The 11251-nt window shown below is 73.3% G+C and carries 11 protein-coding genes and 1 pseudogene; 10 read left to right on the top strand and 2 right to left on the bottom strand.

Annotated elements, in window-relative coordinates:
• Positions 1–219 precede the first annotated feature (219 nt).
• The 9 genes and pseudogenes from AB0O34_RS18430 (at position 220) to egtD (ending at position 7347) form a co-directional block, all read left to right on the top strand.
• Entirely contained in the window at positions 220–525 is a 306-nt protein-coding gene (locus tag AB0O34_RS18430) for a hypothetical protein (RefSeq protein ID WP_363916688.1), read from the top strand.
• A gap of 145 nt (positions 526–670) precedes the next feature.
• Positions 671–1072: an LLM class flavin-dependent oxidoreductase gene (locus AB0O34_RS18425; RefSeq protein ID WP_363916686.1), complete on the top strand. Its 402-nt coding sequence runs from the start codon at positions 671–673 to the stop codon at positions 1070–1072.
• Positions 994–1179, top strand: a pseudogene (locus AB0O34_RS18420) (LLM class flavin-dependent oxidoreductase); the annotation flags it as partial. The gene AB0O34_RS18425 and the pseudogene AB0O34_RS18420, both read left to right, overlap by 79 nt.
• A 403-nt stretch (positions 1180–1582) precedes the next feature.
• Complete coding sequence (locus AB0O34_RS18415; RefSeq protein ID WP_363916684.1) at positions 1583–1777, top strand: hypothetical protein; 195 nt, start codon at positions 1583–1585, stop codon at positions 1775–1777.
• A 15-nt stretch (positions 1778–1792) separates the two neighbouring features.
• Positions 1793–2407, top strand: coding sequence for an HAD domain-containing protein (locus AB0O34_RS18410; RefSeq protein WP_363916682.1), 615 nt, complete (start codon positions 1793–1795; stop codon positions 2405–2407).
• 446 nt (positions 2408–2853) lie between these two features.
• Positions 2854–4089: an ergothioneine biosynthesis glutamate--cysteine ligase EgtA gene (gene egtA / locus AB0O34_RS18405; RefSeq protein ID WP_363916680.1), complete on the top strand. Its 1236-nt coding sequence runs from the start codon at positions 2854–2856 to the stop codon at positions 4087–4089.
• A complete protein-coding gene (gene egtB / locus AB0O34_RS18400; RefSeq protein ID WP_363916678.1) occupies positions 4086–5384 on the top strand; it encodes an ergothioneine biosynthesis protein EgtB in 1299 nt (432 codons plus the stop codon). Before egtA ends, egtB begins: the two co-directional genes overlap by 4 nt.
• 1 nt (position 5385) lies before the next feature.
• Positions 5386–6162 (top strand): ergothioneine biosynthesis protein EgtC, encoded by a 777-nt coding sequence (gene egtC / locus AB0O34_RS18395; protein ID WP_363916676.1) that lies wholly within the window; start codon positions 5386–5388, stop codon positions 6160–6162.
• A 135-nt stretch (positions 6163–6297) separates the two neighbouring features.
• Positions 6298–7347 carry an L-histidine N(alpha)-methyltransferase gene (egtD, locus tag AB0O34_RS18390; protein WP_363916698.1) on the top strand — a complete coding sequence of 350 codons (1050 nt, stop codon included), beginning with the start codon at positions 6298–6300 and terminating at the stop codon, positions 7345–7347.
• 22 nt (positions 7348–7369) lie between these two features.
• Here egtD and AB0O34_RS18385 read toward each other — a convergent pair whose 3' ends face one another.
• Entirely contained in the window at positions 7370–7642 is a 273-nt protein-coding gene (locus AB0O34_RS18385; RefSeq protein ID WP_363916674.1) for a hypothetical protein, read from the bottom strand.
• Between the two features lie 683 nt (positions 7643–8325).
• On the opposite strand from AB0O34_RS18385, the gene AB0O34_RS18380 reads away from it, so the two are divergent.
• Positions 8326–10485, top strand: a complete 2160-nt coding sequence (locus AB0O34_RS18380; protein ID WP_363916672.1) for a hypothetical protein — start codon at positions 8326–8328, stop codon at positions 10483–10485.
• Positions 10486–10575: 90 nt separating this feature from the next.
• Here AB0O34_RS18380 and AB0O34_RS18375 read toward each other — a convergent pair whose 3' ends face one another.
• Entirely contained in the window at positions 10576–11238 is a 663-nt protein-coding gene (locus tag AB0O34_RS18375) for a TauD/TfdA family dioxygenase (RefSeq protein WP_363916696.1), read from the bottom strand.
• Positions 11239–11251: the final 13 nt, after the last annotated feature.

Below are 11251 nucleotides of genomic sequence, written 5' to 3'. Positions count from 1 at the left end.
GTGTGTCCGGCTGTGAGGGGCACGAGGCGTTTCCGGGCCCCGACGCGACCTGCCACACCAATTTTTGAACTAATCAGGTAGGAATTGCATACTTCACCGCGCGTGGCCATCGTCGAGCGAGCGGCGGCATCGCGGTTCGCCGAAGCCCCCGCCGGCGCAGCACGAGGAAGAGGCCCCGAATGCCGCCCACTCCCCTTCACATCAGCGCGGCCCTCGACGGTGCCGGCTGGCACCCCGCGGCGTGGCGCGACCCCGTCCGCCCGCCCGCGAGAGCTCTTCTCCGCCCGCTACTGGACCGATCTCGCCGTCGAGGCGGAGAGCGGCCTGCTCGACTTCGTGACGATCGAGGACTCCCTCGGTCCGCAGTCCTCCCGGTACGAGGGCCCCGACGACCGCACCGACCAGGTCCGCGGGCGGCTCGACGCCGTGCTCCTCGCGGCCAGGATCGCCCGCACTTCGGCCGCCGCGAGTTCCCGGTTCTACGGCCGGAGGACCACGACGCCCCCGAGCTGTCCCGGCACGTGAACGACCTGTTCGAGGAGGCGGCGGACGGGGTCGAGGTCGCGCGCCGCCTGTGGGACAGCTGGGAGGACGACGCCGTGATCCGGGACGTCGCCACCGGCCGCTTCGTCGACCGCGACAAGCTGCACTACGTCGACTTCCGGGGCCGGTGGTTCGGCGTCAAGGCCCGGCGATCACCCCTCGCCCTCCGCAGGGCCAGCCGCTCGTCACGGCGCTCGCGCACGCCTCACTGCCGTACCGCTTCGCCGCACGCGGCGCCGACGTGGTCTACGTCACCCCGCACTACAAGGACCAGGCGCGCGCCATCGTCGCGGAGGTGCGCGAGGCGGAGGCGGCCGTGGGCCGGGTGGGCGAGCCCCTGCGCGTCTTCGCCGACCTGGTGGTCCACCTCGACACCGACGCCCGGGCGGCGGCCGGCCGCAGGTCGCGGCTCGACTCGCTTGACGGGCCGAGCACGTCTCGGACGCGGCGGTGTTCGCCGGCACCCCCGGGGGGCTCGCCGAGCACCACTTCACCCCCGGGGTCGCGAGCTCGGCCCCGGCCGTGCTGATCGCGCTGGTGGCGGCGGCGACGAGCCGCATCCGGGTCGGCTCGGGAGCCGTGCAGCTGGGCCACCGGACCGCGGCGGCAGTGGTGGAGCAGTTCGGCACGATCGACGCCCTGTACCCTGGCCGGACCGACCTCGGTCTCGGCCGGTCGGGGCAGCGGCGGGCCGAGGCCCTCAAGGAGCTGAAGGAGGGCGAGCCCCGCCCCGGGGAGGCACGGCCCGAGGATGCGCGGCCCGCCCGCGAGACGCACGGCCTGCTCATCCCGCCGCCGTTCTCGTTCGCGCACCTGCTCACCTCGCCGCGTTTCGCGCTGTACGCGTCGCTGCTGCAGCAGCCGGGGGCCGAGTCCCCCGACTTCGCCGACAGGTGGACGACATCCTCGCCCTGGTGGCAGGCACCTACCTGTCGTCCAAGGGGCTCGACGCGCAATCCGCGCCGGGGAGGGGGCGATCGCCTTCCCGTCGCCGCGCGAGGCGGCCGCGCACTCCTGGAGCGAGGAGGAACGGCGGCTGGTGGCCGACCGGGTGGACACGCAGTTCGTCGGCGCGCCGGAGACCGTGGTGGAGAGACTGCGCGTGCTCAGGGACGCGACCGGGGCGGACGAGCTCCTGGTGACCACGATCGCCCACGACCACGCCGACCGCGTGCGCTCGTACGAACTGCTCGCCGAGGCCTGGGACCGGGCGGAGGCGGGGCGCACGGCGTGACCCGGGAAGCCCGGCGTGACCGCCGCTTCCCTCGCGGAGTTGGAAGACTGGGCCATGGTGGCGGCATCATGGCATCCAGCACCGACGACCGAGGAGCGGCACGTGACCAAGCGTCCCCTTGTACTGCTGGACGTGGACGGGGTGCTCAACCCGGCCCGGAGGCACTCGCTGTGGCTGAGGCGCCACGACTGCGTGCTCGACGGGCAGACGTACCGCATCCTGCTGAGCCGCAGGCACGGCCGCCGGCTCGCCGCGCTCGCCCGCGACGCGGACGCCGAGCTGGCGTGGGCCACCACCTGGGAGCAGCACGCCAACGACCACATATCGCCGCGCATCGGCCTGCCCTCCCTTCCGGTCATCAAGGTCAACAGCGACCCCGGCAGCCGCGCGGGCGAGCACTTCAAGACCCGGCACGTCGCGGAGTACGTCGCGGGCCGCCCGTTCGTCTGGTTCGACGACAGCCTCGGCACCCCCGACTGGCAGTACCTCAAGGACCATCCGGGCGTGGACGAGTTCCTGCTGGTGGAGGTGGACCCCAGGACCGGCCTGACGGACCGCCACCTCGCCCAGGCGCGTGAGTGGCTGGCCGGCAGGGCCACGCCCGATCTCGACGGCGCGGGCGCCCCGTGACGGCGGTCCGAGAGGTGGCGTACGCCCACCTTTGATCGTTAACTGCGTCGCCACCCCAGGTACAGCTCGTGAGACTTGCGGACGCACCGCCGGCACATCTCAGCCTGCGAATTCTGTTATGAGGGTAGATCGTATCGTTTGAGTCGAACGTCCCCTTTGGGCTTCATGTGGCGTAACGCCGGGTACGAGATGCTTAGTCAAACGCCGCAGTGATCGGAACTCGGAGGTCCGCAGGGCTCAGCCCATCCCACTGGCCGTTCGATCTCGCCGATGCCACCACCCAGGCCGGCGCTCCCGTACCCGCGAGGCCGGAGCCTCGCGCGGCTTCTCCTTCACCGGTCCTCGACTTCTCGCCGGCTGCTCCACGCCCTTTTCCGACCGGATCCCGTGAACGGGAGGTCTCCCAGAACTCTGCCGACCGTACACACCTCAGCGTAGGAGGGTCCATGATCGGTACGGAGTACAGCGACGCGCGAGTCCGCGACCTGGCGGACGTGGAAGAGTTCGCGCACCGGTGCTTTGGCGGCACACCAGGTGACAACATCGGCATCGAGCTGGAGTTCCTCGTCTACGACCGCGCCGATCCCTCCCGGCAGGTCCCGGTCGAGCGGATCGCCGAGGCCCTTCCCCTCCTGCCCGGCGGCAGCGCCGTCACCTTCGAACCCGGCGGCCAGCTGGAGCTCTCCGGCCCGCCGCGAACCCTGCCGGCAGCCGTCTCCGACGCCGCCGCCGACGTGGACGCGGTGCGCGGGGCGCTGCACGACGAGGGGCTCGTGCTCGCCGGGATGGGACTGGACCCGGTAAGGCCGCCGCTGCGCCAGCTCAGGGAGCCCAGGTACGACGCGATGGCCGAGCTGCTGGGCGTGCCGTACGGGCCGATGATGATGTGCCTGACCGCGTCCATCCAGGTCAACGTGGACTTCGGTAAGAACCCCGAAACCCGGTGGGAGCGCGCCACCCGCCTCGGCCCCGTACTCAACGCCGCGTTCGCCAACTCCCCGATGGTCTCCTCCCGGCCGTGCGGATGGATGTCGGGCCGCCAGGCCGTATGGCTGCACCTGGACCCCACCCGGACCCGCCCGCTCGTGTGGGACGGCGACCCGGCCGTGGCCTGGGCGAGGTACCTGATGGACGCCCGCCTCATGCTGGTCGGCGAGAAGTACGCGCGCCACCACACCCCGCCGAGCCGGGCCACCTTCGGCGACTGGATGAGCACCCCCGGCCTGGTCGGCCGCAAGCCCTGCGCGCGCGACCTCGCCTACCACGCGACCACGGTGTTCCCGCCGGTGCGTCCGCGCGGCTGGCTGGAGGTCCGCTACCTCGACGCGCAGCACCCGGGCTCCTGGCCCGCGTGCGTGGCGGTGACCTCGGCGCTCCTGCTGGACGACCGCGCCGCCGACGCCGCGCTCGCCTCCGCCGAGCCCTTCGCCGACCGCTGGTGGCAGGCGGCGCAGGTGGGGCTCGGGGACGCGCGGCTGCGCCGGGCCGCCGAGGACTGCTTCCGCGCCGCCATCGAGGCGCTCCCCCGCCTCGGCGCGGGCCCTGGCCTGGTCGCGGACGTGGACGCCTTCGCCGACCGTCACGTGACCACAGGACGCTCCCCCGCCGTCGACCTGCTGACGCGCGTGCGCGACCCCGGCCCGCACGGGAGCGCCTGGCTCGGCGAGGAGGTCACGGCATGACCGGCCTCAAGGAACGGATCGCCGCCGAGCTGGAGCGGGGCCGGAGCCGCTCGCTCTCCTACACCGACACCGACGACGAGGTGCTGGTCCGCCAGCACTCCACGCTGATGTCACCGCTGGTGTGGGACCTCGCGCACATCGGCAACTACGAGGAGCTGTGGGTGCTGCGCGAGGTCGGCGGCGCCACCCCGCTGCGCCCGGAGATCGACTCCATCTACGACGCCTTCGCGCACCCACGCGCGAACCGCCCGGGTCTGCCGCTGCTCGGCCCGGCCGAGGCCCGCGCGTACATCGCCGGCGTGCGCGGCCGCGTGCTCGACGTGCTGGACGCCGTCGACCTGCGCGATCCCGAGCCGCTCCGGTCGGACGGCTTCGTGTTCGGGCTCATCCTGCAGCACGAGCACCAGCACGACGAGACGATGCTCGCGACCCTCCAGCTGTCGGGGGAACCGGGCCTGGTCCGGGACGGCGAGCTTCCTGCCGGGCGCACCGGCGGCGGCGAGGTGCTCGTACCGGCCGGCCCGTTCGTCGCGGGGACCGGCACCCGGCCCTGGGCGTACGACAACGAGCGGCCCGCGCACCGGGTCGCCCTGCCCGCCTACTGGATCGACCGCTTCCCGGTGACCAACGGCGCGTACGCCGAGTTCGTCGAGGACGGCGGATACGACGACCCGCGCTGGTGGGACCCGGCGGGCTGGCGCTGGCGCGCGGGCAGGGCCGTGGACGCCCCGCTGTTCTGGACCCGCGACGGCGGCACGTGGTGGCGCACGCGCTTCGGGCGGCTGGAGCCGGTGCCCATGGCGGAGCCCGTGCAGCACGTCAGCTGGTACGAGGCGGACGCCTACGCACGCTGGGCGGGCAGGAGGCTGCCCAGCGAGGCCGAGTGGGAGAAGGCCTGCGGATGGGATCCGGCGACCGGGCGGGCGCGCGGCTACCCGTGGGGTGACGGGGACCCGCTGCCCGAGCACGCCAACCTCGGCCACCGGGCCTCGCGGCCCGCGCCGGTGGGCGCCTTCCCCGCCGGGGCGAGCGCGTACGGCGCCGAGCAGATGATCGGCGAGGTGTGGGAGTGGACCGGTTCGTGGTTCCTGCCCTACCCGGGCTTCCGGAGCTTCCCCTACCGCGAGTACAGCGAGGTGTTCTTCGGCGAGACCTACCGGGTGCTGCGCGGCGGATCGTGGGCCACGCATCCCACGGCGGTCCGCACGACCTTCCGCAACTGGGACCATCCGACCCGGCGGCAGATCTTCGCCGGGTTCCGATGCGCGCGCCCGGCCTCTCCGGAGGAGGCCTAAGGTGTGCCGGCACGCGGCGTGGCTCGGCGATCCCCACCCGCTCGCGTCGCTGCTCCAGGAGCCCGAGCACGGTCTGTTCAGGCAGTCCCACGCGCCGCGCCTCCAGCGGTGCGGCACCGTCAACGCCGACGGCTTCGGCATGGGATGGTACGACGCGCGGCGCGGGCAGCCGGTGCGCTACCGGCGCAGCGTCCCGATATGGACCGACGCGAACCTGCCCGGCCTCGCGGCCGTGGCCACCTCGGGGTGCCTGCTGGCGGCCGTGCGCTCCGCGAGCCCGGGCATGCCGATAGAGGAGTCCGCCACCGCGCCCTTCACCGAGGGCAGATGGCTGCTCAGCCACAACGGGAGGGTGGCGCGCAAGGCGGTCAGGCCGCTCGCCGACGGCCGCGACCCCGAGAGCACCTGCGACTCGGCGTGGCTGGCGGCGGCGGTGTTCGTACGGCTCGGCACGGGGATCTCGCTGGGCGACGCGGTCGCCGAGGTGGTGACCCACGCCGGCGTGGACGACCCCGGCGCCCGTCTCAACCTGCTGGTCACGGACGGGGACGCCGTGGCCGCCACCGCCTGGAACGAGACCCTGTTCCTGCGCCGCGGCGAAGGCGCGCCGTTCGCGGGGAGGCCGCACGGCCCGGCCCGGCGATCCACGGGCGAGCCGCGCGGTGAGGGCGTGCTTCTCGCGAGCGAGCCGCTGGACGACCGGCCGGGCTGGGACGCCGTCCCCGACCGCCACCTGGTGCTCGCGACCTCCGGTGGCGTGCGAGTCACCCCACTGTGACCCGCCTTCCGACCCAACACGGATGAACCTTCGACCCGACGACGAACCATTCCGACCCGACACCTCTCAGGAGCCACCGATCCACCGTCACACCAGGAGGCCCGCGTGTCCGTCACCCAGATTCCGCTGCCGTTCCTGTACACGGTCAACCACCTCGGCCCCGACCACCGCCGCAGGGCGCTGGCCGAGGATGTCCGTACCGGGCTGACCTCGGCGCCCAAGTGGCTGCCGCCGAAGTGGTTCTACGACGCCGCGGGAAGCGAGCTGTTCTCGCAGATCACCACGTTGCCCGAGTACTACCCCACGCGCCGCGAGCTCGCCATCCTGCGCGAGAACGCCGCCGAGATCGCCCGGCTCGCCGGCGCCGAGACGCTGGTCGAGCTCGGCTCGGGCACCAGCGAGAAGACCGTCGTACTGCTGGACGCGCTGACCGCGGCCGGGACGCTGAAGACGTACTCGCCGGTCGACGTCGACGCGACCACGCTGGACGCGGCGGCCCACCGGGTCGCCGACGCCTACCCCGGCCTCGCCATCTGGGCGGTCTGCGCCGACTTCGAGCAGCACCTGGCCCGGCTACCCCGGGTCGGCAGGCGCCTGGTCGCGTTCCTCGGCGGCACCATCGGCAACCTCGACCACCAGGCCAGGGAGTCCTTCCTCTCCGAGCTGCGGGCCACCCTGTCCCCGGGCGACAGCCTCCTGCTCGGGGTCGACCTCGTGAAGGACACCGGACGGCTGGTCGCGGCGTACGACGACGCCGCAGGGGTGACGGCCGCGTTCAACCGCAACGTCCTGACCGTCATGAACCGCGAGCTGGGCGCGGACTTCATGCCCCAGGCCTTCGACCACGTCGCCCTCTACGACGGGAAGCTGCACCGCATCGAGATGCGCCTGCGCGCCAGCCGTCCCATGCGCGTGCGCTTCCGCGAGCTGGACCTGACGGTCTCCTTCAAGGCCGGCGAGGAGATGCGCACCGAGATCAGCTCCAAGTTCTACCGGTACCGCCTGGAGGGCGAGCTGATGCGCTGCGGGTTCACGCTGGGCCGCTGGTACACCGACCCCGCGCGGGACTTCGCCCTGGTCCTGGCGTACATTCCCGAAATCCGGCGGCGGGATGGAGAGCGGGCCCACGAACCACGCCGCGTACGCAGGGGCGCACGTGGCAAGGGACCCGGCGACGCCGGATGACTCACGTCGTGGTGCCGCCACGTCAATGAGCGGAGCGCTGGGCCGCCAGGGGGGTGAACGCGTCCAGCGATGCCGGTTCGGCCAGGGTGTCGCGGCTCACGACCTCGGACGGCGCGGCGCCCAGCAGGATCTTCTTCGCCGGCAGTTCGAGTTTCCTGCCGGTGCGGTCGCGCGGGACGACCGGCACGGTGGTGATGCCGTCGGGCACATGGCGCGGGGAGAGGGCGTCTCGCAGGGCCGTCGTGATCGGCTCGCGGCTCCCCTCTGCCGTCCGGCCCCGGGGTCCTTCCCGCACCTGGAACCACCGTGAAGCCCGGCTTTTGACCTCGGGACTGTAGCCGGCACTCGCCTCTGGGCGACATTTCGACGATGCTCGCTCTATTGGGGAGGCTTCGCGCCTCTCCTTCACCCGGTGCGCGTCCCGGCACGGTCGCCGCCGGCCAGATCCGCGTCCCCGGCCGGCGGACGCGTCCCCGCGCGGGGCGACTGCCAGGTGGCGCGGACGGCGGCACGGCCGTTCCTCTCCCGCGTGAAGGCCCCGTGAATCGCGTGCGTCCGTCGAGCTCGCGCCACCCACAAACCAGGAAACACACGGCATTAGCGGAGAAATACGCCGAAAAGTGGAAATATAGTGACTTGGTGAGGGCCCGCCGCCACCGCGGCCGTCGCGCCCGTGAGCGGCCGAGCTCCGGCGTGGCGGACCTTCCCCGCACGGCCTGCCAGAGGGCATCTCAGATCTACTGGTTATTACCAAAAGGCCTATTCATCTGGGCGTTTCCGGGTCACATACCGGGCGCTTTCCGGACACGGCGAAACGTGAGAACCTCGTTCCGCCCCTCGTGGACGGGCCCTCGCCGGGCACCGGCCCCATGAAGCCCGCTACATGCCCGAGATATATGCTTTGGAGATCAATATGGCTTTTGCCGTTGATATCCCCTCACATGCGTGAACCGCGGCTCTGACGGAGGAGGTTTCCAGGTGTCGGCGCAGGAAAGACGGCTCTCGGCGATCGGGGAGGCCGCTGCGGGGGTCCTCCGCCACACCGACTACCACCTCGTCAGGGCCGAAGACGTCGCCTCGGCCGTGCGGCTCTCGCGGGAGGGCCAGAGCGGGCGCCGCAGCGCCGTCTGGCTCTACAACGAGGTCAAGAGCCGCAGGGTCCTGGTCGCCCTCGCCCTCCACCACGCCTTCGTCGAGTTCGCGGACCGCAACGGCCCGCCCGAGCGGCCGGCGACCCCCGGGAGCCTCGTCGAGGCGCGCGACCTGGTCACCCAGGCGCTGCTCCTGGTGGCCCGCTTCCACCGGGCGGAGGCGTTCCTCACCCAGCAGGTCCAGCTCGGCATCGGCGACATCGCGACGTCGGAGAAGCGCCAGTCCGGGCCGCAGGGGCCGCCGAGCTGGCCGGACAGCGCGATGGGGCGGGCCGCCGCCGCGGGCTGGGCCGGCCGCGTCGTCGCCTACGCCGACCACCTCGCCCCGGTGATCTCGGCGGCGGCGCACGCCGTGTGCCTCCCGCCCCTCGGCTGGGCGCGGGCCTGCGCCGAGAAGCTCTCCGACCTCGCCTTCGACGCCCTGACCGACGACCCGGACGGTCCCGTCGACCGGCAGGCGGCGGCCCTGAGCGCCCACTGGTACGAGAGGCATCTCATCCCGCTCGCCGGCACCTGGATCAACGACCTGGACGTGGCGGAGCGGGCCAGGGACGCGGCGCGCAGGGGCGGCGAGGGTACGTCCGCCGAGGCGGACGCCCAGGCCAACGTCCTGCGCTCGCTCCTCGACACCGGAATCCTGCTGGAACGGGCCGCCCGCGAGGCCGGGGAGCTGTCACGGCTGCTCTCGGGCTCCGAGGCCGGCACGGAGACCGGCCTGCGCTCCCGCTGCGACGTGCAGAGCCGCATGGGGCTCGCGCTGCTCAGGTACGGCGACCTGGACGCCGCCCGGGCCGGTTTCGAGTCCTCCCTGGAGATCGCCGAGACCGAGGTGAAGATCAACGACCCCGAGAGCGCGGCCTCCTACGCCGCCCGGGCCCGTCACAACCTCGGCGAGGTGCTCGTGGAGGAGGGCCGCCCCGTCGAGGGCGCGCGGCTCATCGAGGAGGCCCGCTCGGCGCGCGCGAAGGGCGCGGACGCCGCCACGGGAGTGTCGTCGGCGTGGCGGCGTTTCACCCTGACCGCCCAGGCCGCCGCCCGCGCGGCCACGCGCGCCGGCAGGGTGGCGGACGGCCTCGCCCAGGCCGAGGCCGTGGTCGCCGACCGGCAGGCGCGGCTCGGCGACCCCGGCGACATCAACGTGGTCGCGGCGCGGGTGTCCCTCGGCGAGGCCCTGCTGGAGGCCGGTCAGCCGATCGAGGCGCGTCACCTGCTCCAGGAGGCCGGGCGCCAGCGCGCGGACCTGCTCCAGCCGACGGCCTACTGGCCGAACCACGACACGGTGCGGATGGCGCAGGCCGAGCTCGCCCTGCGGGACCCGAGCGCCGTCCTGCGGCTGCTCGAACGCGCGCCGGTGCTCGACGACTGGTTCGCCGCGCACGTCTCCTTCCGCCTGTGGGCGGAGGCCCGCGTCGCGCACGCGCTCGCGACCGCGCTCGGGGAGGACCCCGGCGCCGCGCTGGACGCGCTTTCCGAGCTGGCGGTCCTTCTCGCGGCGGCGCCGCCCGACGCCCTGGTCCTGTCGGTGCGGCGCGCCCTGGCTGAGATCCAGCTCTGGAACGGGGACGCCGCGGCGGCCACCGCGACGCTGAAGGAGGTCCGCGCCGCGGAGACCGACCCCGGAGACCCGCCGGGACGCGCCCGTACGCTCTTGCTGGCCGCCCGCTGCGAGGACGCGCGCGGCGACGAGGGCGCCGCGCGAGGTCACCGCGCCGCGCTGGCCGGCCTGACCGCGAGCGGGCTGGACGCCGCGCACCCGCTGCTCCTCGAAGGGCGTTACGACGAGGCCGCCCACCGGTTCGAGACCGGCCGGTTCGACGGGCTCGACGACCTCCTCGCCCCCCTGCTCGACCGCGCGCCCCTCTCCCACGGCCGCCCGTCGCTCGGGGACGGGCACCCCCTGCTCCTCAGGGCCGCGACCCTGGCCGACCGCAGCGGGGCCGTACGCCTCCCCCGCCCCCCTCGGCAGGTCCTCTGGGAGGACGCCTGACCGGCGGGAACCCGCCGGAGTGCCCCAGAGGACCGCACCCACCGTCAGCGAGTGAAAGCGTGGGCCGTCACCGAAGGGGACCGTCCGCCCTCACCGGGCAGGGCCGGTGGGGCGGTCGCCGCGCAGGGTGATGCGGTGCATGACCCTGTGGGCGGAGCCGTAGTCGCGGTTGGCGTAGTGGGCGGTGGAGCGGTTGTCCCACATGGCCACGTCGCCGGCCCGCCACCGGTGGCGGATCACGTGTTCCGGCTTGGTCAGGTGCGCGTAGAGCAGGTCGAGGATGGCGGGGCTCTCGGCGTCCGACACCCCGGCGATGTGGGAGGTGAACCCCGGGTTGCCGAAGATCCCCTTGCGCCCGGTCTCCGGGTGCACGCGGATGACGGGGTGCTCCACCGGGTCGAGCCGGGTGACGGTCTCGCCCTCCCAGACGTTGCCCCTGCCGCCGCGTCGCTGGGCCAGGTAGTAGCCGAACTCACGGGTGCCGTCGTGCACCGCGGTCAGCTGGTCCACCATCTCCAGGACGGGCGCGGCCAGGGAGTCGTACGCGAGCTGGCTGTCCGCCCAGTTGGTGTCGCCGCCCGACACCGGCAGGCTGACGGCGCGCAGGATGGAGCCCATCGGCGGGCGGGGCATGAACGTGACGTCGGTGTGCCACACGTCGGCGAAACCGTCGTCCGCGCTGTCGGGTCGAGGGTCAGGCCGGTGATCGGCTGCTCGGACGTGTACGTCATCTCGGGTCCTCCGGTCTCGGATGGTTCCGGCCGGC

Origin of the sequence: Sphaerisporangium sp. NPDC088356 (genome assembly GCF_040685555.1) — a bacterium.
GTDB lineage: Bacteria > Actinomycetota > Actinomycetes > Streptosporangiales > Streptosporangiaceae > Sphaerisporangium.
This window is presented reverse-complemented; position numbering and strand designations above follow the sequence as displayed.